Genomic DNA, 22,983 nt, shown 5'->3' on the forward strand with positions numbered 1-22,983 from the left:
GGGAGGGAGGGGGTTCGGGGGAGGGAACCCCTTTTTTCAAAAAGGGGTCCCCTCCCCCGACGCCTTGCAAAACCCACTGCCCAAACTTTGTATCCTTCCGTTGGCCAGGTCGAGGGACATCTTGTGCATGGGCGTGGTGCCGGCCGGGCAGGATTTGAGCGCGTTGAAGTTCTCCGTATAGTGGAGGGTTCCCTTGCTCACGGCCGCTCCGGGCAGGACGGTGGCGTCGAGGGTTTGTTTTTGCCGGGCCAGATTGACGGCCATGAGCCCGTGCAGGGCGCTGGGCTTGCCGTTTTCCACGAAGAGCGTGTCGCCCGACAAGCCGGCGAAGGTGAAATCTCCGCCGTTCGGGATCTCGAAAAGCGGCGTACCTTGCAGGTTTTCGCACACGGCCGAGGGATTGTCGGCGGTCGTACGCGAGACCACCCGCAACGTATGGCCGTTGGAATAATCCGCCAAGGTTTCGAGCACCGCATACCGATCGTACAGGTAGCAGGTCTTGTTCTGATAGGTATGCACATCGGCCGTTTCGGTGCCGGGCAGGCCGATGTTCCGGCCGGATTGGGCTGTCGTGGAACCGTATTCCGCCGTCAGAGGATGGATGGAACTGACGGTCAACACGCGATAGGTCTTGCCGTTGCGATTAAACGAGTCGCGGATCTCGCCTTGGACCTGGACCTGTATATCGATATAGCCGCTCATGCTGGACGACGAATCGAATGGCAGATAGACCACGCCGGTCTCTTGCGGATCGAGGAAAACGATGCCGCCTTCCTGGGTCTGCTTGAACATTCCGTACAGTGTTTTCTTTCCGGTTTCCTGGGCGGTCACGGCCAGGGCCGGAGCGCAGCAGAGGCCGCTGACGAAAAGGCTAAGGGTCAAAAGGGTGCAATGCAATCGACGCATGGGACCTCCTTGGCGGGCATGGCTTTCGGTAACAGACAGGATTTATTTTGCAACTGAATAAGTTCCCCGCCGCATGGTTGAAAAAAAACGACACATGGGTATGAGTGGATAGACGGGAGGACGGCATGAACGAAAAGACCCCCGGCGACCGTCGCGCCAACGTGAAAAACATCGTCATCGTGGTGCTCATGTGCATCGCCCTGGGGGAATTTGTCCTCCTGATACGCGGTCCGGCCAAGGCTCCGCAGCCGGGCCAGGTCGCCCAGTCCCCCGCGTCCGGGGCCCCGGCCGCGCACGACGCCGTCCGTGTGGCCGGCCTCGGCATGGACCCGGAACGCGGTCGTTACGTGCTGGTGGCTTTCGACCGTCCCGTGGCCGGAGCCAAGGAAGGAACCGTCCTGTCGACCGCCCCGGCAACCGTCGAGCCGCCCCTGTCCGGCACCTGGACCTGGGTTTCCCCGTACATGCTGCGTTTCGCGCCCACAGACGGCTTCGCCCAGGCCAAAAGCTACACGTTCGCCTTTTCCGGCAAGGATTTTCTGGCCGCGCCCCAGGAGCTTGCCGGCCAGGACGTCTGGAAGGCCTCCTACGGCTCCTTCGAGGTGGCGCGCCTGACAGGCCACCTCGAACCCGCGCCCGAGGGCGGGGCCATGGTCGTGGTCCGGGGGGAGGCGGCCTTCAATCGCGCCGTCGATCCCAAGGCCCTGGCCGACCACATTTCCCTGATCGATCCCCGTAATCCGAAAAAGCCCGTGCCTGTTTCCCTGACTACCACCTCTACCAGCAAGAAAATCGGTTTCGTGTCCGAACCCATCGTCAAAACGGCCGAGCAGCGCGACATCAAGATTGTCGTGACGCCGGGCCTGCGTCCCCAAAAGGGCGACATCGAGCTTGCGACCGAAGCCGTGGCCGTCATCCCGGTGGCCCTGGACCCGCATCTGCGCCTGCGGCGGATCAAGGCCGACGCCGAGGAAGGCGCGTCCACCCTGCGGCTGACCCTGTCCACGCCTGTCGAGGCCAACGACCTGACCGCCGGGCACATCCGGATCGAGCCGTCGCTGGAAACGAACCTGAGTGCCGACGGCGCGGATCTGGTCATAAGCGGCGCGTTCGAGCCGGGACGCGAGTACGTCGTGACCGTGGACAAGGGACTTGTCGCGGCCGATGGCGCGGTGCTCGAGGCTGCGTTTTCCCGCACGGTGCGCATCCCCGACCTGGAACCGTCCGTGGATTTCCGGGACCAGGGCATTTTCCTGTCCAAAAACGGCTACAAGAACCTGGCCATCAAGAGCATCAACACCAACGCGGCCGAGCTTTCCGTGGACCGCGTCTATTACAACAACCTGTTTCCGCTTTTTTCCATGGACTACTCCGTCTTCGACGACGAGTCCGGCGGCGGCGCGGTCAACGGCAGCCTGGGCGACCGCATCTATAACGGCCGCGTTCCCCTGCGCTATAAAAGCAATGCCGCCGTGCTCACGCCGGTCAACCTGGAGAAATACATCCAGGGCCATGAACCGGGCCTCTACCGCGTGGCCGTCAATGTGCCCGGCAAGTTCCAGGGCTTCCAGCGCTACGTGCTTATGACCGACATCGGCATCGTGGCCAAGCAGGGGCTTGGCGACCTGCTCGTCTGGACGGCTTCCTATTCCACGCTGGCTCCCGTGGCCGGGGCCAACGTGCGGGTGCTGTCCTACCAGAACCAGGAACTGGCCGCCGGCACGACCGACGCCAAGGGGCTTTTCCGGGCCAAAATCAGTCCCAAAACGCTTCGCGACAAGCGGCCCTACCTCATCATGGTGCAAAAGGGCGCGGACAGAAGCTACCTGCTCTACGACCGGTTCCAGGTGGACACCACCGGCCTCGACGTTTCCGGCAAGGTCATGCCCGAGGCCGGCTACACCGCCTTCGTGTACGGCGAGCGCGACATCTACCGCCCGGGCGAGACCCTCGAGGGGCTGGCCGTGGTGCGCGACACGCGGCTCGGCCTGCCGCCGTCCATGCCCGTGACCCTGCGCCTAAGCGACCCGCAGGGCCGCAAATTGAGCGAAAAGACCGTGGTGACCGGGGCCAAGGGCACGATCTCCCTGCACCAGCCCCTGCCCGTCCAGACGCTCACCGGGGCCTACACCATCGACCTCGTGGTCGCGGACACGGTCATCGGCCAGTACCGCTTCCAGGTGGAGGATTTCGTTCCCGACCGCATCAGCGTTGCCGTCAATCCCGACGAACAGGCGGGACAGGCCGGCAAACCGCTCACCTTCACGGTGGCCGGACGCTACCTCTTCGGCGCGCCGGGTTCCGACCTGCCGGTCGAGGCCCGGGTGCGGCTGATCAAGGCGGCCTTCGCCCCCAAGGGCTTTGGCGACTACGTGTTCGGCGACCCGCAACGCAGCTTCGAGGACACGGAAATCCTGGAGGAAACCGGCAACCTGGACGCCGGCGGCAAGGCTTCCTACACGGCGGACCTGCCGGTCGACCTGAACCCGCCGGCGGCGCTGACCGCCATCGTCACGGCCCGGGTACGCGAGGGCGGCGGACGGGGCGTGACGGGCATGGCCAAGCTGCCGGTCCACGTTTACGCCACTTTTCCGGGCATAAAGCGCCTCAAAAGCGACGCCACCGTCCCAGGCAAGCCCGTGCGTTTCGAGTACGTGGTGGTGACTCCCGAGGGCAAGCCCACCCCCGCCAAGGGACTCACGGCCACGCTGTACCGCGACCGCTGGCAGACGGTGCTGCGCAAGGGCCCGGACGGCTCGTTCAAGTACGAATCCGTGCGCGATCCCCGGACCGTGGACGTCAGGACCGTGGACGCCCCGGGCGGCAAGGGAGCCGTGGAATTCACGCCGCCGTCCTTCGGCAGCTACCGGCTGACCCTGGCCGATCCCGAGTCCGGGGCCACCTCCCAGCTGGAATTCTACGCCGGCGGCTTCGGCTACTCGCCCTGGGCCGTGGAAAATCCGGCCCGCCTGGAGCTTGTCCCGGACAAAGCCGAATACGCCTCGGGCGAGACCGCCCGGTTCCAAGTGCGCGCCCCCTTTGCCGGCAAGCTTCTGGTCACCGTGGAAGGCTCGGACGTGCACGACGTGCAGATCCTCGACCTCGCCGGCAACACCGGCCAGATCGAGGTGCCGGTCAAGGCCGCGTACATGCCGGGCGTGTACGTGACCGCGACCCTGGTGCGCCAGGCGGCGAATGTCACCGCCGACACGCCGTCGCGGGCCTACGGCGCGGCGCCGATGTTCGTGGACCGGGCCTCGGGCCGGCTGCCGCTGACCCTCGCCGCCCCGGAGGCCATGCGGCCAAACGGCAAGCTCACGGCCGAGGTCTCGGCCCCGCCCGGCAGCCTCGTCACCGTAGCCGCCGTGGACGAGGGCATCTTGCAGCTCATCGCCCAGAAAACGCCCGATCCCTTCGCTGCCTTGTACGCCAAGCGCCAGTTGCAGGTGCAAACCTACGACACCTTCTCGCTGCTTCTGCCCGAGGTGCCGCCGCTTATGGGCAAGGCCTTGGCCGGCGGCGGCGACGGCACGGACGACCTGTCCAATTTCGTGCGCACCCAAAGCCCGGCCCGCCGCACCGTGGCCTACTGGTCCGGCCCGGTGGCGGTCGGCCCCACGGGCAAGGCGCTGGTCAGCTTCGACATCCCCGAATTCCAGGGGCAGGTGCGGCTCATGGCCGTCGGCATCTCGGGACGGCGTTTCGCCGGGACAGAGGCCAAAACGCTGGTCAAAAGCCCGCTGGTGCTGCTGCCGTCGTTCCCGCGCTTTCTCTCCTTTGGCGACGCGGCCAAAATTCCGGTCACGGTGCGAAACGACACCGGCAAGGCCGGCTCTTTCGTCATAAGCCTCACCGCCGCCGGACCGGTCACCGTGACCGATCCCACCCGCAACGTGGACATCGCCTCCGGCGGCACGGCAACCGTGGAATTCCCCGTGACCGTGGGCAACGCCGAGGGCGTGGCCGCTTTCGACGTGGCCGTCTCCGGCGGGGGCGAATCCTCGGCGGACACGGCGCAAGTGGCGGTGCGCTCGCCGCTGCCGCCGCGCACCACCGTGCGCTCCGGGGCCCTGGAAACGGCCGAGCTGACCGTGCCGAACTTGGCCTCCGGGGAATTTCTCCCCGGCACGGCCCGCATCGACGTCACCGTGGGCCGCTTTCCGCTCATCCGCTTCACCGGCAACCTGAAAGCCCTGCTCGGCTATCCGTACGGCTGCCTGGAGCAGACCGTGTCCCGGGCCTTTCCGCTCCTCTACTTCGCCGATCTGGCCCAGGCCATGGCGCCCGGCGCGTTCACGTCGGCCACGCCCCAGGCCATGGTCCAGTCGGCCATCCGCCGCGTCACCGGCATGCAGCTCTATAACGGCGGCTTTTCCATGTGGCCCGGCGGCAACGAGCCCCAGGCCTGGATGAGCCTGTACGCCGCCAACTTCCTGGCCGAGGCGGGACGGGCCGGCTATCCGGTGGACCCGGGGGTCATGTCCCAGGCCCTGGCCTTCGCCGGAGAGACCGGCCGCGAGGCGGACCTGTCCAAGCCGGCCGGCCTCACCCTGGCCGCCTATGCCCTGTACGTGGAGGCCAAGGCCGGACGGGCCGACATCGGGGCCATGGACAACCTGCGCGACAGCCAGGCCAAGAGGCTCCCGGCCGAGGCCCGGGGGCTTCTCGGCGCGGCCTACGCGGCCGTCGGCAACACCCGCACCGCGGACATGCTGCTTTCGGGTCCCGTCCCGGCCGGCGAGCCGCACAAGGAGACCGGCGGCAACCTGGGTTCGACGCTGCGCGACAAGGCGCTGTTCCTCTCCGCCCTGCTCGACGCCGTGCCGGCGGACCCGAGGATCATGAGCCTGGCCGAGGACGTAGGCCGGCTGCTCGAGGGCGAGCCCTACCCTTCCACCCAGGAAAACGCCTTCGCCCTGCTGGCCCTCGGCAAGTTCCACGCCAGGCAGAAGGCCAAGCCGCCCTTCTCCGGCGTGCTCTACGCCGGCACGGGCGTGCTGTCGGATTTCTCCAGCAACAAGGTCGTGAGCCTGCATGGCCTGCCCCAGTCCGGCGACCTGCGCTTCGCGGTCAACCAGGGATTCACCCCCGGGGCCTGCGCCTATTCCGTGCGCACCCGGGCCATCCCCACCCAGGCGGCCTACGCGCCCCAGGCCACGGGGCTAACCATCGACAGGACCTACCTCACCCGGGGCGGCCAGCCCGTAAACCTCGACGCCGTGCCCCAGGGCGCGCTCATCGTGGTCAAGTTCGCCGTTCGGGCCACGGCCGGGCCGGTATCCAACGTGGTGCTCGAAAACCTGCTGCCGGCGGGGTTGGAGGTGGAAAACCCGCGTCTTTCCACCACCGAGCGCCTGCCCTGGATGGAAGCCGACGAAAAAACGGATGCCGGCTACCTCGACATGCGCGACGACCGCACGCTTCTTTTCACCGACCTGCCCGACGACAAGTGGCATGCCTATTACGCCCTGTTGCGGGCCGTCACCCCCGGCAGCTTCATCGTGCCCCCGGCCCAGGCCGAGGCCATGTACGCCCCGGAACTGCGGGCCAGCGGCGAGTTGTCCCGCCTCACCGTCACCACCCCGACCAAATGATCAGGCCCGACATGGAAAAATTCACCCGACTCGTCAGTACCTGCGTCAAAAACGGCATCACCGACCTGCATATCCGGGCCGGTCAGCCCGCCGCGGTGCGCCGCAACGGCCATCTCCACTTCCAACGGGATATCGTTTTCGACACGGCGGAGTTGGAGGCCCTGCTGCGCGAACTGACAACCGACCGCCAGCGCCGGATGCTGGCCGAACGCTGGTCACTTGACTTCTCGTCCTATCTTCATGACGCCCAGATGCGGCTCAACGCCTTCTATTCCGCCGACGGGCTAGGCTTGGCCGTGCGCTTTCTGCCCTCGGTCATCCCGGACTTCGAGGCCCTGAACCTCCACCCGTCCCTGCGCGACCTGTGCGCGCTTCCCCATGGCCTGATCCTCATCTGCGGCCCGACGGGCAACGGCAAATCCACCACCATCGCGGCCCTGATCCGGGAAATAAACGAGACCCGCTCCTGCCACATCATCACCCTCGAAGACCCCATCGAATACCGCTTCGCTTCGGGCAAGGCGCTCGTGGACCAGCGGGAGCTCGGCGCGCATTTCCTCTCCTTCGAGCAGGGCTTGCAGGACGTGCTGCGCGAGGATGGCGACGTCATCATGGTGGGCGAGCTGCGCGACCCCGAGACCATGCGCCTGACCGTCAACGCCGCCGAGGCCGGGCACGTGGTCATCGCCACCCTGCACGCCGGCACGTCCGAGGAGGCGCTCCTGCGGCTGTGCAACGCCTACGGCGAAGGCTCCCAGGAATATGCCCGGGCCCAGATCGCCTCATGCCTGGCGGCGGTGGTGGTGCAACGCATGGAGGTGCTGGCCAGGGTGGGATTTCGCGCGCCGGTGCTGTCCATCGTGCGCACCAGCAGTTCGGTCAAAAACGTGATCCGGGAAAACCGCCTCAACCAGCTCGAAGGCATCCAACAGGCCGGCCGCAACGAAGGCATGTTCACCTTCGAGCGCTACCGGGAGGAATTCCTGGACCAGAAGGCCCGGCTCACGCCACCGACCCTGGCCTTCCGGCCAAGCCCCAACACCCCGGCCCACGTCCGCCCCATGGAAGCGCCCCAGCTCGCCCCGGCGGCGCCTTGCCCCGAACCGGCCCCGGCTAAAAACGGCGCGCCCGAGCCGCCGGCCGGCCAGACGTTCGTCGCGCCCGCCCGGCCGACCGAAGCCCCCTTAAACGGTCCCTACCGCATCGACGACGACCTGCCCCTGGAGGAACTGGTGGCCCAGATGCGCAAGTCCATGCCCTGAAGGATCGCGTCCCCGAAAGGGACGCCGACGCATTGCGGCGAGAGCACACAGAAACGCGACGCGCGGCCGCCTCAGCCTCCGGCCGTGTCCTCGCGCACGACGTAGCGGTTTTTCCCCAGGGCCTTGGCCTCGTACATGGCCTGGTCGGCCAGACTGAGGGAGCGCTCCAGATTGGGCGGGCAATTCCGGCACAGCGACACGCCGATACTGCAACCGATGCCGTAGCCGAGGTTTCGGACCCTGGACACGATGCGTTCGGCGATGGAGGTGGCCGCCTGACGCAACTGCCCCCTGCCGGCGATCAGGCTGACCACGAATTCGTCGCCGCCGAGCCGCCCGGCAACGTCCGTATCGCGAAGGCTCTCGCGCAGGGCCGCGGCCGTGCGCTGCAGGATCCAATCCCCCCGCGCATGGCCATGGTGGTCGTTGACGTGTTTGAACCCGTCGAGATCGATGAACATGACGGCCAACCCCAGGCTCGGGTCGTCCTTGACGCGCCCTTCCAGTTCACGAGCCAGTTCCCAGAAGCGCGTCCTGCCGGCAAGCCCGGTCAGGGGATCGTGCAGGGCCAGCTCCTCCCGCTCGTGGGCGGCCCAGAGGCAGGCCCGCACCTCGCCCATCTCCCGGATGATAACGCCCCCGTCGAGACTGGACGAGCCGCCGGCCAGGGCGGCCGAGGCCGTGGCCAGACGGCTCACGTCGCGGCTGAGGCGACGGGCCAGCCAGAACGAGGCCAAAATCGCGGAGAGAAGGCAAAGCGCGCCGGCCAGGCTGATCTTCACCAGCAAACGGCGAAGCGGCGCGGCAAAGGACTCCTGGGGCACGCTGACGGCAACGGTCCAGCCCCACTGGCCCACGCCGGCCAGGGAGGTCTCCACGAGTGTGCCGTCCAGGGCTTCGCAGACATGCTCGATTGGCCTCTTCGTGGCCGTTGCGTTTCCCTGGTCGTCCGCCGGGGCCTCGCCGACGAGAAGGCGCGGGCCATGGCAGGCAATGATGTCGCCCCCCGCCCCGTAAATGGCGCTTGTCCAGGCCTCGCCCAAATGCTGTTGGGCCAAAATCGCCTCGAGTTCGACCACGGGCAGGACATCTTCCAGGCAATACCGCGCTCCGGAATCCATCGTGAGCGCAACGCCCAGCACCGTGACCTTGCGGTGGGATATCGTCCCTTCAAAGACGCCCGAAACCTGCGCCTGCCCCGTTTGCAGAGTATACCGCAGCAAATCCATGGCATGGGTTTCGGGCAAAGGGGTGCCGAGCGCGTGTAGCGTGCTAAAGGCAGTGCGTCCGGATTCATCGACCAGTATGATGGAGGCAAGCCGGGGGTATTGCCGCACAAGCCTGGCGGCATGCTCGTAAATCAGGCGCAGGTCGCCGTCTTTCGCGGCCGCCGAATTGGCGATGGCGGTCAGCATGCTGGCCCTGGCGGCAAGATGGCGCTCCAGGGTCCCGGCCAATGAGGCCGCCGCCCGACGCAGCCGGTCCCGTTCGACCTCGCCCTGGCTGTTCAGAAGCAGGCCCAGGGAGATGACGGAAAAAAGCAGCATGGGGACGCAGGCGAAGATCGTCAGGACCAAAAGCCAGACACGAAAGCCGATGCGGGCGGATTCGTTTTTTCCCATAAGGGCATCCCCGTCGATCACGGATCATAAAAGTGCTGGGACGAACGAGCGTAGCCCAATATTCGTGCGAAGGACAAGCCCAAGCTGCGGTTCATGAACATGTTACCGGACGGGAGCAGCCACGCCGGAGAGAAAGGCCGCCGCCCGACGCGCCACGGCGGGGACATAGAGCATGGCCACGTGGGATACCGGCGGGCAGGCCTCCTCGGTCCAGCCCGGACGCCCCACGGCCAGCCCGGCAAGGGGCATGACCATGTTGTCCACCGGCGAGGCCAGGGACAAAAGCACCGCGCCCGGAGGATCGGGCAGGGCGTCGAGAGCGGGAAAAAGCGGACTTTCGGGAATCAGCCCGCGCCCCAGCCGGCCCAGGGCCAGCCTGGCCAGGGTGCTTCCCCGGTGCGGCGTGCCCAGGGTGACGGCGGCCCGGGTGCGCCTGGCGATGTCAGCCTCGGCCATGATCCGCCGGGCCATAAGCCCGCCCAGGCTGTGGCCAAGAAAGAGAAGCGGTCCCTCCCCGGGCGCTTCCCGGCGCACCCGGGCGGCAAGCGCCGTCGCCACCGCCTCGAAATCCGGGCCCAGGCTCCGGTAGGACAGGCACAGCACGCGCCTCAGGCCATACCGGGCCAACACGGGTCGAACGAGGAGAAAAGCGGCGGCATTGTGGTAAAGCCCGTGCAGGCAGACCACGGTCGGCGCGCCCGGGTCCGGGGCGCGCGCCGGCGGGCGGCCGACAAAGGGCCCCAGGGGATAGGTCAGCAGCATGACGCACTGGCTGGCCAGACCGGTGACAATGCCGTAGAGCCGACAGGCGGCGCGGCGATGACGGCACGGACGCAGCAGGAATCCGGGCGCGCCATGGTGGGCGGCCGCGGAGAGGGAAAAAACCGTGGTCAGCGCGGTCACGGCGGCGGATACGAGGAAGACAACGGTCAAAAGCCAAACGACAAGCGTCACGGCAGCGCCTCCGGCAGCGGTTGGATGATGTTTCCAGCCTACCGGAATCGCAATAAAAATGCACCTGGGTCAAAATTTTTTGAAAAAACTTGTTGACGTCGGGACGGGCCCTGCGTAGATACCGTGTCTCGCCGGGCGGGCGGGTAGCTCAGCTGGGAGAGCATCGGCCTTACAAGCCGAGGGTCACAGGTTCGAGTCCTGTTCCGCCTACCAAAGATCATGCGGGGTCGTAGTTAAGTTGGTTATAACGCCGGCCTGTCACGCCGGAGGGCGCGAGTTCGAGTCTCGTCGGCCCCGCCAGACACAAAAGTGGTTGCGACCACTTCCAAAGGCCTCAGGGAAAATATCCCTGGGGCCTTTTACGTTGGTACGTTCAAATGTACGTTCTCCGCACGTTTGCGCCGCAAAACCTTCAAAAACGGACGGGCCGAATCAAGCTTTTCCACGTACCGTTCCCGCAACGACCAGACAGGCCAGGACGTAGAGAAAAAGGTCCCGCAGCTCAATGCTGCGGGACCTTTCAAATGGCGGGGGAAGGCGGAGTGTCTAGTCGGTGACGACCATGACGCTGGAGGCCTTGACCATGGCTTTGACCTTGGAGCCCTCTTTCAGGCCCATACGCTCGGCCGATTCCTTCGTGATGATGGAAATAATTTCGACACCGTGCCCGGCCTCGATGATGACTTCGGCATTGACCATACCGATGTTGACCTTTTTGACGGTGCCGGGAATAAGATTGCGGGCGCTGACTTTCATATCGCTCAATCCTTTGGTTCGTGGTTTCTGGAAACTTTCTCTTCATACCACGGTTTGAGGGGATTGCCAGTGTTTTGACCAGATTTATCGACTTTATTTTTACGCCATATGTAACACATAGCTTAAAAGATATTGTATTATTACCATTACAAATAAAATCCCCTCAAATATTACATTAAATTCACTATGCTTCTTGTGGATTCCAGCAAAATACATACTTCGGACTGTTGGCAGCTGCGGGTGGCGCGCTCGTTGGCGTCCACCTTTTGCGGTCACAGCCTGCGCCCACGAGGGCGATACCATCGTCCGTGCCGCGGCTATTCCTACCAGCCGGCGGCCAAGGTCCATGCCGACCGCATGAAGCGCCTCCTGCCCGGTAAATAATCCCGCCCCACCGGATTGGTCTGCGCGCCCATCCTGCCGTGTGAAGTATTTGTCTGATTTCGCTTTACAATGGAGTAGAGAGCCTTATCTCTACACTGGAAGGCAATCTCGAAGGAGAGCGCCGATGCAGGAACTCCAGATGGGGGTTAGAAGCCGATGGGGTACGAACTTGCATAGCAGGCGAAATGAGTCGCCGAGCCAAGAAGGCCCCGAGGTGCTGCACCAAGGCCGATCAGACGATAAGACTTTTCTGATCGTCTAGAATGCGGGTAAGAACCGACGAAAAAATTGTAGAAACGAACTGGAAAATATGCGGCAACGCTGAAAAATGACGAAATAACGACCTCGCTTGGCTCTAAAAAAGCTGGGCGAGGTCTTTGTTTGTGCGCCTCAAAGCAATTCGGATCGATTATCAGCAAGCCCGACCTCGCGGGCGGCCCCTTGAGCCTCGGGGAGAGGGGATCGATCCCTGCCAGAAACACGAAACGGCCCCTGAATCAGGAGCCGTTTCAATAAAAAATTTGCGCTACCACCCATATGGAGGTGGCGGTGGATAATAATACCCAGGCGGCGGCGGGTAATATCCAGGAGGAGGTGGGTAATACCCAGGCGGCGGCGGTGCTACATAAACCGGGGGCGGGGGAGCGTAATACGGTGCTGCCAGCAGTCCGCCAACCACTCCGCCCAGAATGCCGGCACCGAGTGCTACGCCGACACCAGGACCAGGACCGTACCCATGTCTTGGCCCCCATCTCGGTTGCGCAACAGCCGCGCTTGCCGATAGCAGGAGGCTGCATAGACACAAAGCGAAAATTTTCTTCTGCATAGAGCGGCCCTCGGACCGTATCGATCAGGTAAGATTATGACCATCCCTCGGGAACTCGAAAATGAGATATAAGCATTTTTTTTAAAGTAACCATGCTGGCGAGGCCTGCCAAGAAAAAATGCGAAACGCAAAAAACGCCCCGCTGAGCAGACGCCGGCGAGGCCCTGCCAGCTGCTGGTCTCTTCGGCCAGGGTGATGCGTTCATCCGGGGTCTCGTCGGCCCCGCCAGACACAAAAGTGGTTGCGACCACTGCCAAAGGCCTCAGGGAAAACATCCCTGGGGCCTTTTACGTTGGTGCGCTCGCAAGTCCTCCGCGACGTTCGCCTGCCGCGACTGGAGCGACGCGCCTTTTGACCGCAAGGGGCCCTGCAACCGCAGGCCTTTCCCCGTCACGCGCCGCCGCCGCATTGACAGCGTCACGCAACAAGCATAGCGGTTATTTCTTTCCATAATTCCGGGCCGAAGGCGCATCTCCGCGAGAAAAGGCCTTCATGCGAGGTTTTTCCCGTGGAGTGGCTTCTCGTCGCCGTCGCGCTTTTCATCGCAAGCGGCCTGCTCGTCCTGGGCCTGCGCCAAAAGGGCAATGCCGTCGGCGCGGCGGGCGCGGTGCTGGGCTGTCTGGCCACCCTGGCCGCCGTGCTGTCCGGTCCCTTCAATAGTTTTCTCACCATGCTTCTGCCCTGGGGCCTGCCCATGGGCGCGCTCTCGCTGGGGCTCGATCCGGTCAGCCGGCTTTTCCTGCTGCCGGTGTGCGTGCTCGGCGCCATCTGCGCCGCCTCCGGCGCGGCCGCCCTGGCCGCTGAACACGGCGGCACGGACCGCACCGGCACCCACTGGTTTTTCTACAACCTGCTTCTGGCCGGCCTTGTCCTGGTCATGACCGCCCGGGACGCCATCTGCTTTCTTCTGGCCTGGGAAATCATGTCCCTGGCCCCGTTTTTCCTCATCGCCCACCACGACGAAGAAGCGGACGTGCGCGAAGCCTCCTGGGTCTACCTGATAGCCGCCCATCTCGGCGCGGTCTGCGTCATCGCCTTTTTCACACTGCTTTGGGCAAGCACGGGCGCAACGGAATTCGCGGCCATCCGCCTGTCCCTGTCCCACGGCGGGCTTGCCGCGCCGGCCGTCCTTTTCGTGCTGGCCCTGGTCGGATTCGGGGCCAAGGCCGGCTTCGTTCCTTTCCACGTCTGGCTGCCCGAGGCCCATCCGGCCGCGCCGAGCCATGTTTCGGCCGTGCTGTCCGGGGCCATGATCAACGCCGGGCTCTACGGCCTGTGGCGCGCCCTGGAGCTTATCGGCCCGGCCGCGCCCTGGCAGGGCTGGGTGCTCATCGCCCTGGGCCTGGCCACCGCCCTGTCCGGCATCCTCCAGGCCCTGGCCCAGGGCAACCTCAAGCGGCTGCTCGCCTACTCCAGCGTGGAGAACATGGGCATCATCCTGCTCGGGTTCGGCATCGGCTGCGTGGGATTGCACGCCGGCGCGCCGACCGTGGCCGTGCTGGGGCTGGCCGGAGCGCTTTTCCACATGCTCAACCACGCGGCCTTCAAGGGCACGCTCTTTTTGTGCGCCGGCGAGGTGCTCCACGGCGTCGGCAGCGTGCGCTTAAGCCACCTCGGCGGCCTCGGCAAACGCATGCCTGTCGTCGGCGCGGCCTTCGCCCTGGCCGCCGCCGGCATCGCGGGACTCCCCCCCCTGGCCGGCTTCGCCGGCGAACTGACCCTGGCCATGGCCATGTTTCACGGCCTCGATCTGCCGGGACTGCTGCCCCGGGCCGGTTTTGCCGCGGCCATGGCCGCCCTGGCCGCTGTGGGCGGTTTCGCCCTGGCCGCCCTGGCCAAGGCCGACGGCCTGGCCTTTCTCGGCGAGCCCCGCACCAAGGCGGCGGCAACGGCCCATGCCCCGGGCCCGGGCGCCCTGGCCCCGGTCATCGCCCTGGCCGCCTGCTGTGTGGGAGCGGCCGTAAGCGCACCCCGGCTTTTCGACCTTGCCGCCCAGGCCGCGCTCACCTTTCCCGGCCAAAGCGCCGGTCCGGCCCGGCAGGCCGTGGCCGACGCCCTGGGCATGCAGTGGGGCGTTCTGACCGTCCTTGGCGGCCTGCTCGTCCTGATCCTGGCCATCCTCATTTTGCGAAACCGTCTGCTCGCCACCGCCGGCACGCGCCGGGAACCCACCTGGGGCTGCGGCTACCTGGCCCCCACCGCCCGTATCCAGTACGGCGCGGCCTCGTTCGTCGAGCCGGCGGCCAGGATCCTGTCCGGCCCCATGGGCCAAAAAAGCCGCCTGGACATGGCCCCAGGCTGGTTTCCGGTCCGGGCCCGGCTGACGGTCACCGCCCCGGACCGACTCAAAACATCGGTCTTCACACCGGCTTTCGAGCTGGCGGCCCGGGTCTGCGACAGCCTCAAGGTGGTGCAGCACGGCCGGGTCCACCTCTACATCCTCTACATCCTGGCCACGGTGGTCCTGCTTCTGGCCTGGAAACTCTAAGCCATGCAGTCCTTCATCCATCCCCTCCTGGCCCTGCTTCTGGCCCCCCTGCTCCTTGGCGTCATAAACCGCGTCAAGGCCCGCTTCGCCGGCAGGCAGGGACGTCCGCTGCTCCAGACCTACTTCGATCTGGCCAGACTTGCCCGCAAAGGCGCGGTCATAAGCAACACCGCGTCCTGGATGTTCGTCGCCGGCCCGACCGTGTCCCTGGCCGCCGTGGCCTGCGCCCTGGCCCTGGTCCCGGCCGGCGGCGAGCCCGCGCCCGTGCGGTTTGCCGGGGATTTCATGCTCATGGCCTATCTGCTCGGGCTCTCCCGGCTGGCTCTGGTGCTGGCCGCCCTCGACACGGGTTCGAGCTTCGAGGGCATGGGGGCCAGCCGCGAGGCCGTCTTTTCCGCCCTGGCCGAGCCGGTGCTCTTTTTATGCTTTCTGTGTCTGGCCAGCCAGACCGACGGCCTGTCGCTCTCGGCCATGCTCGCCGGGCCGGGCCGGGTTTTCGCGCCCGAGGAATTTTTCGTCCCGGCCGTGCTGTTCGTGCTGCTTCTGACGGAAAACTCCCGCCTGCCGGTGGACGACCCCAACACCCACCTGGAGCTGACCATGATCCACGAGGTCATGGTCCTCGACCACAGCGGCCCGGACATGGCCGCCATCGTGTACGGCGCGGCCCTGAAGCTCTGGCTTTTTTGCGCCCTGGTCGTCGGCTGTTTGGTGCCTTTGGCCGGCCTGCCGCCGCTGGCCGCCTGGGGAGGGTGGCTTGTCGCCATGCTGGTCGCGGCGGTCGTCGTCGGCGTGGTGGAGTCGATCATGGCCCGGCTGCGGCTTGTGCGCGTGCCGCGCCTTCTCGGCGGGGCCGGGGCCTTGGCCGCCCTGTCCCTGGTCCTGACGCTCTGGAGGTAGGCGCGTGGAGCTTTTCGAATCCGTCCTGGTGGCCCTGCTGTGCTGCAACCTGGCCTATCTGGCCATTTCGCGGCTGCGGGTGCTGATCCGCCTGACCGCCATCCAGGGGGCGCTTTTGGCGGCCGTGCCGCTCCTTTTCACCGGCCCGGCCGCCCATGGCCACGCCCTGGCCCTGTCGCTGGCCGTGTTCGCCATCAAGGGCGTGGGCTTTCCGGCGCTTTTGGCCCGCACGCTTTCCCGTCTCGAGGTCAACCCGGTGGTGGAGCCGACCATCGGCTTCCACCTGTCGCTGGTGGCCGGGGTGGCGGGGCTGCTCTTTTCCCTCTGGCTGGAAACGCGCCTGCCCTTCCCGCCGGGGCTTTTCCCGCCGCTTCTTTTCCCCACGGCGCTGACCACCATCTTCGCCGGCCTGACGCTGGTCGTGGCCCGCAAAAAGGCCCTGACCCAGGTCATCGGCTACCTGGGCATGGAAAACGGCATTTTCCTTTTGGGCACGCCCCTTTCCGGCCAGGGATCGGTCTGGCTGGAGCTGTCCGTGCTCCTCGACATCTTCGTGGCCGTGTTCGTCATGGGCATCGCCATCCACCACATCAACAAGACCTTCGAGTCCATCGACGTCGGACGGTTTTGCAGCCTGCGGGACTGATCCTCTATGCTCGACGCCCTGCTTCTCGTCCCGATCCTGGCCGCCGCCCTGTCCCTGGCCCTGCCCGCCGACCGGCCTCGCCGGGCCGTGCTGGTCGTCGCGGCCATGCTGCACACCGCCCTCGTCGCGGCCACCTTCGCCCATCCGCCGGCCCCGGCCTTTGGCGGGCTGTTGGAACTCGACGCGCCCGGACAGCTCTTCTTGACCCTGGCCAGCCTGCTGTTTCTCGCCGCCGCCATCTACGCCACCGGCTACCTGCGCGCCGAAGGCAGTGGGGCCAAACGCGATTTCCAGGACGGGGCCATGTTTCAAAACGCCCCGGAGCGCATCTTCACCGCCTGCCTGTGCCTGTTTCTGGCCTCCATGACGCTGGTCGCGACCACGCGCAACCTGTCCGTCCTGTGGGTCGGCATCGAGGCCACCACCCTTTCGAGCGCGCCGCTGATCTATTTCCACCGCCACCGCCGTTCGCTGGAAGCGACCTGGAAATACCTGCTCATCTGCTCGGTGGGCATCGCCCTGGCCCTCCTCGGCAACATCCTTTTTTCCGTGGCCTTCTACGATCCGGCCAGTCCGCTGGCCTCCATGGACATCGCCGCCATGCTGCCCCGGGCGGCGCTGGCCGGGAAACCCTGGCTCAAGGCGGCCTTTATTTTCCTGCTCGTCGGCTACGGCACCAAGATGGGGCTGGCCCCCATGCACAACTGGCTGCCCGACGCCCACAGCCAGTCGCCGTCCCTCGTTTCGGCGCTTCTCTCCGGAGCCCTTTTAAACTGCGCCTTTCTCGGCATCCTGCGCGCCCATCAGGTTCTCGGCGCGGCCGGCATCGCCGATTTCAGCGGCGGGCTGCTGGTCCTTTTCGGCCTGCTCTCCATGGGCGTGGCCGCCGTCTTCATCGTCGGCCAGGGCGACTACAAACGCCTGCTCGCCTATTCCAGCGTCGAGCACATGGGCATTTTGGCCCTGGGCGTCGGCATCGGCGGCGGGGCCGTTTTCGGGGCCGTGCTCCACGCCGCCTGCCATTCCCTGACCAAGGGCGCGCTCTTTCTCGTTTCGGGAAATATCCTGGCCCTGTACCACACGCGGTCCTGCCACGACGCCCGGGGCCTCGCCCGGGCCCTGCCCGTGACCGGCGCGCTGTGGCTGGCCGGATTCCTGGCCATCTGCGGCTCGCCGCCCTTTGGCCTCTTCGTCAGCGAACTGCTGATCCTGCGGGCCATGTTCGCCGCCGGGGCCGTTGCCGCCGCCGTAGGCTACCTGGTTTTTCTGGCGGTCATTTTCGTCGGCATGTCCGTGACGGTCCTGCGCATGGTCCAGGGACCGGTGCCGCCGGCCGTTCATCCGCCGGTTTCGGAACCGGTGGTATCCTGGGGGCCGCCTTTCGCCCTGCTGGCCCTGGTCCTTGTGCTGGGCCTTTTCCTGCCCGCGCCCTTGCAGGCCTTTCTTTCCCGGGTGGCCGGGGCCATCGGAGGCTGACGCCATGGAATTTTCCCATACCCAAAGCCTGCCCCTGGCCGACATTCCCCTGCTGTCGCTCGGCGATTTCCGCCAGCGGATTCTCGACCGCGTGGCCGACGGCTGGCGGGTGGTGGCCCTTTTCGGCCTGCCCGGCAAAGGCGGCGTGGGGCTTATCGCCCTGACCGGACGCGACCACGACGGCAAGCTCGCCGTCTTTCGCACCGGACCCGTTACCGCCTACCCGTCGCTCACCCCCGAGTGCCCGCAGTGCCATCTTTTCGAGCGCGAGCTTTTCGAGCAGTGGGAAATCCGGCCCGAGGGCCATCCCTGGCTCAAACCCGTGCGCTTCGCCCCGTCCTTTCCCCATCCCGACGGACCGCGTCCAAAGCCGGGCATCACCGACTTTTTCAAGGTCCAGGGCGAAGAGGTCCACGAGGTGGCCGTGGGGCCGGTCCATGCCGGCATCATCGAGCCCGGCCATTTCCGGTTCCAGTGCGCCGGCGAGAACGTTCTGCACCTGGAAATAAGCCTCGGCTACCAGCACCGGGGCGTCGAGCGCCTGCTGGTCGGCGGCCCGGACATCCGCACGCCCCATCTCGTGGAGACGGTAGCCGGCGACACCACCATCGGGCACGCCCTGGCCCATGCCGCCGTGGTGGAAAGCCTGGCCGGCCGGGACGCCGCGCCGCGCGGCCGCTGGATCGCCCGCCTGGCCCTGGAGCTGGAACGCCTGGCTAACCATACCGGCGATCTGGGCGCGCTTTCCGGCGACGTGGGCTTTTTGCCCACCATGTCCTACTGCGGCCGCATCCGGGGCGATTTTCTCAACATGACCGCGCTTTTTTGCGGCAACCGCTTCGGCCGGGGCATCGTGCGCCCGGGCGGGGCAGCCGTCGACCTCGACGAGGAGGCGCGCGTGGAACTGGCCAAGCGCCTGGAGGCCGGCCGCCGGGCCGCCTTCGGGGCCTGCGAACTGCTCTTCGCCTCGTCCACGGTCCTGGCCCGATTCGAGGGCACGGGACGGCTGACGGCGACGACGGCCCAGGAGCTGGGGCTGGTCGGTCCCCCCGCCCGGGCCTGCGGCCTGTCCCGGGACGCAAGGCGCACCTTCCCCCTGCCCGGGACCGATCCCAAGGACATCCCGCTGTCGCTGCACGATTTCGGCGACGTCTACGCCCGGGCCCTGGTGCGCCGGCTGGAGCTGGAAACGTCCCTCGATTTTCTGGACAAGGCCCTGGCCGATCCGCCCACAGGCCCCATAGGCCGGCCCATGCCGGACGGGCTGCCGCCGGACCGTCTGGCCGTCGGCATCGTCGAGGGCTGGCGCGGCGAGGTGCACCATGTGGCCGTGACCGGCCCGGACGGCCGTTTCGCCGCCTACAAGATCATCGACCCGTCCTTTCACAACTGGTTCGGGCTGGCCGTGGCGCTGCGGGGACAGCAGATTTCGGATTTTCCCCTGTGCAACAAGAGCTTCAATCTGTCGTACTGCGGACACGACCTCTAGGAACGCGCCCATGTTTCGCATTCTGCTCGAACGCCTGCAACAGGGCCGGCGCACCGTCGCCTTCCCCGAAAGCGTCCCTCCGCTGCCGCCCCGCTACCGGGGACGGCCCGAGCTGGTCGACGGCCCCTGCGTTTCGGACTGCAAGGCCGTCTGCGCCGGGCTGTGCCCCACCGGAGCGCTCGGCTTCGACCATGACGGCCTGTATCTCGATCTCGGCCGCTGCATCCTGTGCGGGGCCTGCGCGGCCTGCCCCGGCGGCCGGGTGCGCTTCACCGGCGACCACCGCCTGGCCGCAACCACCCGGGAGGGGCTTATCCTGCGCCCGGGGACCAAGCCGGAGGTCACCCCCCTGGAGCCCGCCAGACGCAAGCTCTTCGCCCGCTCGCTCAAGCTGCGGCAGGTAAGCGCCGGCGGCTGCAACGCCTGCGAGGCGGACATCAACGTGCTTGGCACGGTGGTCTACGACCTCGGCCGCTTCGGCATCGATTTCGTGGCCTCGCCCCGCCACGCCGACGGCGTGGCCGTGACCGGCCCGGTGACGCAAAACATGTATCAAGCGACCCGCGACACCTTCGACGCCGTGCCGGACCCGAGGCTCGCCATCGCGGTCGGGGCCTGCGCCATCTCGGGCGGGATCTTCGCGGCAAGCGCCGAGACCCGCGGCGGCGCGCCGGGTGTCGTGCCCGTGGACCTCTACGTCCCGGGCTGTCCGCCCCATCCGCTGACCATCCTGGACGGACTGCTGCGCCTGCTCGGGGTCCCGACGCCGTAACGGCGCTATTTCCCCGCCGCCTCGCGCATCCAGGCCCCGATGCGCGAAACGGGCATGTCGCGCAGCATGGCCGCAAGGCAGGCGGCGTGGCTGTAGTGGTGCACCAGCCCGGCCGAGGGCAGGGCCGCCTTTTTCCCCGTGCGGCGAAGCGCCATGTTGACCGCCACTTCGTCGGTCACCAGCGCGCCCTTTATGGCCTGGGTGGGGAACGGCCCGATCGCCTCCAGAGCCTTGCGGTCGTAGAGCACGCAGTGGATGATGAGGCTCGCGGAGGAGAAGTAGGCGTCGTTGGCGAAGCGGGCGTACTTCCCCATCAGATCCCGCGTCAGCACCGCCTCCCACACCATGCGATGGTAGACCGGGTCGTCGTAGACCCGGCTCGCGGCACAGCGCTCCACAATATCGGGAAAATGCGCCCGGAAAAAAGCCCCGAGGCACCGTTTGCCCGTGGTGCTCACGGGCGTTGGGCAGGCGACGAGCAGCACCCCCGGATTTTCGGCGTGCATCCGGTGCGCCGCCAGCAGATGGTCCAGCCAGTGCTCAGTCACGAAGACGTCCTCGTCGATTTTCACCACGCCGTCATCGGCGTGTCTGGCCAGAATGGCGTTTTGCGCCTCCATGACCGCCGGCACCAGCCCCTCGGGCAGGCAGGGAACCACCCGGACATGGGCATGGCGCGCGGCGAAGGCATTGATGCTCGCCTCGTGCTCGGGCGAAACGGCGTTGGCCAGGACATAGACGGCCGTAAAACGCTCCAGCCGGGTGAAGCGTTCCAGACACCAGACGCACAGGTCGAAACAGTCCCTGCGGTGCGAAGTGAGGATCATGAGCGCCGGGGTGCGCGTGCGGTCCTGAGGTCGGGTCGAATCCAAGGGAGCTCCCGTCGAAAACGATTTGGCAAGCGGATCGCCCCCAGCCGGCCGGCTGGCAAAACCTCCCGAACGCCGCGCTCGCCTCACCGAGTATGAACTCTCCCGCGCCCCGGGGCAACACGGCCGTACCCGCGCCCCGCTGCGCCGGGAAAGGCCTGGTGGTAACCGGAAGTGCGTCCGGAACGACCTCCTAGCAATAAGCTGGAAACTGGAAACTTCTTGGCCAGCAACACACTGCCGCAACAAAGCGATGCGTCCAGCCTATCAAAGAATGAAATCCGCAACTTCACGGCCGATCAAAGCGGCACTCCCCCAAAAGTGCCTTGGTATGCTAAAAATGGAATCCAACCGAGGCGTTGCTCCATCGGATAACGGACACGTATGGAGCGTATCCGCCAGGAGACCCATGCCGGCCGCCAGCGTTTGCATCATCAGTCCGGACATCGTCGACCTCGCCGCCATGGCCGGGGTCCTGTCGGGCAAGTATCCCGTGGTCGCGGCCCGCGACTGCGACGAGGCCTTGCGTTTGATGGGAAGCCGGCGGAGCTGCCGCCTGGCCTACTACGAAGTGGGACAGGATGCGGAGGAAGCCGTGGCGGACATGTATGCCCTGGGCCGGCGCGGCATGGAGGTCATCGCGCTTTTCCATCCGCCCTGCCCGGCCGTGGTGCGCCAGGCCACGGCCAAAGGCCGCATCCAGGGGCTTTGCCAACTGCCGATCCTGCCGGAGTCGCTTCTGGCCCAGACACGCGAGACCCTCTGCCGCCTGCGCCCCGCCCCCAACCCGCCGGGGCAGGAGCCCTGCATCCTGACCCAGGAGGAAATCGATTTCCTGCGCGATCCGCTCACCCTGTCGACGGGGTTTGAGTAGCACAGCGCGCGAGGGGAGCCCTTTGTAAAAATAAGAGCGCCCCTCGCGCGCTCTCCCCTCCTCAAAACGCGGACCTCCCCCCCGCATCCCTGGCTGGAGGATCGAGCCATGAAGCGTGTGCATCACGCTTCATGCGTTCGCAAACAGGACGACTTGCGAAGGCCTCAAAAGAAGCAGTCCACGAATGTCCCCGTATCGACACCAAGCATGTAGTCGTCCAAGTTGACATCCTCAAGGCGCTTCAAGAGAGCTTCGCGGGAATGACAACATCCTCTGACTTTATTCTCCAATGAGACCAATTCATTTTTGGAAAAAAACTCCCCGAATATCTTCAGGGCCAGTATCACGCCCCCCGCGACATCAAAATGGATCTCAACCACGCCACCATCCGTCCGGATGTATTTCGAAAAGGCATACTTGGGCGAACGGCCGAAATTCCATTCATACGATCGGTATTTTCTGTCGGCGAGCAGCTGTATCCCCTGTTGCTCCACAGGCGTCAACCGCCTGTCGTCGCTTTGACCACGCGGGACTATTTCAGTGAAAATGAATTGAATGAAGTCCTCGACAGACAATGGTTCTTGCAGAAAGGAGCGGATATTCGCCACGCGCGCGGCGACACTTTTGACGGCCCTATCCTGGTATTTCACCGGATTCACAACAAGCGCCCGGGCGATATCCGGCATGGAAGCGGCATACAGCAACGTCCCATGATGCAACACGCGGTTTCCCAAAGCGAACTGGGCATTGCCTGATATTTTCCGGCCATGCACGGTCAGGTCGTTGCGGCCGTCCAGGCGGCACGGCAGGCCGATTTTCTGCAAGGCCGCGACAATGGGATCGGTAAACCGCTTGAAATCCAACGCGGTGGTTGTCCGCCCGGTCGTGATGAAGGTGAAATTCACGTTCCCGAGGTCGTGAAAGACCGCGCCGCCGCCGGTCAGCCGCCGGACGACAGGAATGCCCTGGGCGGCGACGAAGGCCGCATTGATCTGGGCGTGCGCGTTCTGGTTGCGGCCGATGATGATGGAAGGCCTGTTGCGCCACAACATGAAAACATCCGCCGTATCCTGCCGCAACAACCATTCCTCGGTGGCGAGATTCACCGCCGGGTCGGTTGTTTCCAGATGCAAATAGCGCACGCGCACACCCTATCCGTTTGTTC

General features: G+C 65.9%; 15 protein-coding genes and 2 tRNA genes. 11 read left to right on the top strand and 6 right to left on the bottom strand.

All coding sequences use genetic code 11. From position 1 onward, the window contains the following. Positions 1-36 precede the first annotated feature (36 nt). Complete coding sequence (locus tag ACMZ6R_RS09530) at positions 37-906, bottom strand: hypothetical protein (protein WP_416110757.1); 870 nt, start codon at positions 904-906, stop codon at positions 37-39. A gap of 125 nt (positions 907-1,031) precedes the next feature. Between ACMZ6R_RS09530 and ACMZ6R_RS09535 the strand changes: the two genes are divergently transcribed. Both ACMZ6R_RS09535 and ACMZ6R_RS09540 read left to right on the top strand, forming a co-directional pair. Then, positions 1,032-6,500 carry an alpha-2-macroglobulin family protein gene (locus ACMZ6R_RS09535; protein ID WP_416110759.1) on the top strand — a complete coding sequence of 1,823 codons (5,469 nt, stop codon included), beginning with the start codon at positions 1,032-1,034 and terminating at the stop codon, positions 6,498-6,500. Between the two features lie 11 nt (positions 6,501-6,511). Further along, positions 6,512-7,762: a type IV pilus twitching motility protein PilT gene (locus ACMZ6R_RS09540; protein WP_416110761.1), complete on the top strand. Its 1,251-nt coding sequence runs from the start codon at positions 6,512-6,514 to the stop codon at positions 7,760-7,762. Between the two features lie 71 nt (positions 7,763-7,833). Here the strand turns inward: ACMZ6R_RS09540 and ACMZ6R_RS09545 are convergent, their stop codons facing one another. Together ACMZ6R_RS09545 and ACMZ6R_RS09550 are read right to left on the bottom strand one after the other, a co-directional pair. Next, the gene (locus ACMZ6R_RS09545; protein WP_416110763.1) at positions 7,834-9,384 is read right to left on the bottom strand and encodes a sensor domain-containing diguanylate cyclase; all 1,551 of its coding nucleotides are present in this window, start codon (positions 9,382-9,384) and stop codon (positions 7,834-7,836) included. Between the two features lie 102 nt (positions 9,385-9,486). Then, positions 9,487-10,338 (bottom strand): esterase/lipase family protein, encoded by an 852-nt coding sequence (locus tag ACMZ6R_RS09550; RefSeq protein WP_416110765.1) that lies wholly within the window; start codon positions 10,336-10,338, stop codon positions 9,487-9,489. Between the two features lie 137 nt (positions 10,339-10,475). Here ACMZ6R_RS09550 and ACMZ6R_RS09555 point away from each other — a divergent pair. Both ACMZ6R_RS09555 and ACMZ6R_RS09560 read left to right on the top strand, forming a co-directional pair. Beyond that, positions 10,476-10,551: transfer RNA gene (locus tag ACMZ6R_RS09555), tRNA-Val, on the top strand. Positions 10,552-10,561: 10 nt separating this feature from the next. After that, positions 10,562-10,638: transfer RNA gene (locus ACMZ6R_RS09560), tRNA-Asp, on the top strand. 246 nt (positions 10,639-10,884) lie between these two features. On the opposite strand, the gene ACMZ6R_RS09565 is transcribed toward ACMZ6R_RS09560, so the two are convergent. Further along, entirely contained in the window at positions 10,885-11,094 is a 210-nt protein-coding gene (locus tag ACMZ6R_RS09565; RefSeq protein WP_416110767.1) for a TOBE domain-containing protein, read from the bottom strand. Positions 11,095-12,812: 1,718 nt separating this feature from the next. On the opposite strand from ACMZ6R_RS09565, the gene ACMZ6R_RS09570 reads away from it, so the two are divergent. From ACMZ6R_RS09570 to ACMZ6R_RS09595, 6 genes are read left to right on the top strand one after another with little or no spacing between them, the layout of a single operon-like run. Next, the gene (locus tag ACMZ6R_RS09570) at positions 12,813-14,792 is read left to right on the top strand and encodes a proton-conducting transporter membrane subunit (RefSeq protein WP_416110769.1); all 1,980 of its coding nucleotides are present in this window, start codon (positions 12,813-12,815) and stop codon (positions 14,790-14,792) included. Positions 14,793-14,795: 3 nt separating this feature from the next. Continuing rightward, positions 14,796-15,692, top strand: coding sequence for a respiratory chain complex I subunit 1 family protein (locus ACMZ6R_RS09575; protein WP_416110771.1), 897 nt, complete (start codon positions 14,796-14,798; stop codon positions 15,690-15,692). Positions 15,693-15,696: 4 nt separating this feature from the next. Next, entirely contained in the window at positions 15,697-16,338 is a 642-nt protein-coding gene (locus tag ACMZ6R_RS09580) for a hydrogenase-4 component E (protein WP_416110773.1), read from the top strand. Between the two features lie 6 nt (positions 16,339-16,344). Further along, positions 16,345-17,814, top strand: a complete 1,470-nt coding sequence (locus ACMZ6R_RS09585) for a proton-conducting transporter membrane subunit (RefSeq protein ID WP_416110775.1) — start codon at positions 16,345-16,347, stop codon at positions 17,812-17,814. A gap of 4 nt (positions 17,815-17,818) precedes the next feature. Further along, on the top strand, positions 17,819-19,303 hold the full coding sequence (locus ACMZ6R_RS09590) for a hydrogenase (RefSeq protein ID WP_416110777.1): 1,485 nt from the start codon (positions 17,819-17,821) through the stop codon (positions 19,301-19,303). 10 nt (positions 19,304-19,313) lie between these two features. Beyond that, positions 19,314-20,075, top strand: a complete 762-nt coding sequence (locus tag ACMZ6R_RS09595) for a hydrogenase (protein WP_416110779.1) — start codon at positions 19,314-19,316, stop codon at positions 20,073-20,075. Between the two features lie 5 nt (positions 20,076-20,080). Here the strand turns inward: ACMZ6R_RS09595 and ACMZ6R_RS09600 are convergent, their stop codons facing one another. After that, on the bottom strand, positions 20,081-20,947 hold the full coding sequence (locus ACMZ6R_RS09600; protein WP_416110781.1) for a glycosyltransferase family 2 protein: 867 nt from the start codon (positions 20,945-20,947) through the stop codon (positions 20,081-20,083). A 406-nt stretch (positions 20,948-21,353) separates the two neighbouring features. Between ACMZ6R_RS09600 and ACMZ6R_RS09605 the strand changes: the two genes are divergently transcribed. Further along, positions 21,354-21,818 (top strand): hypothetical protein, encoded by a 465-nt coding sequence (locus ACMZ6R_RS09605; protein WP_416110783.1) that lies wholly within the window; start codon positions 21,354-21,356, stop codon positions 21,816-21,818. A gap of 164 nt (positions 21,819-21,982) precedes the next feature. Here the strand turns inward: ACMZ6R_RS09605 and ACMZ6R_RS09610 are convergent, their stop codons facing one another. Continuing rightward, positions 21,983-22,966, bottom strand: coding sequence for a lipoate--protein ligase (locus tag ACMZ6R_RS09610; protein ID WP_416110785.1), 984 nt, complete (start codon positions 22,964-22,966; stop codon positions 21,983-21,985). Positions 22,967-22,983 lie beyond the last annotated feature (17 nt).

Origin of the sequence: Solidesulfovibrio sp. C21 (genome assembly GCF_047785625.1) — a bacterium.
In the GTDB taxonomy this organism is placed as follows: domain Bacteria; phylum Desulfobacterota; class Desulfovibrionia; order Desulfovibrionales; family Desulfovibrionaceae; genus Solidesulfovibrio.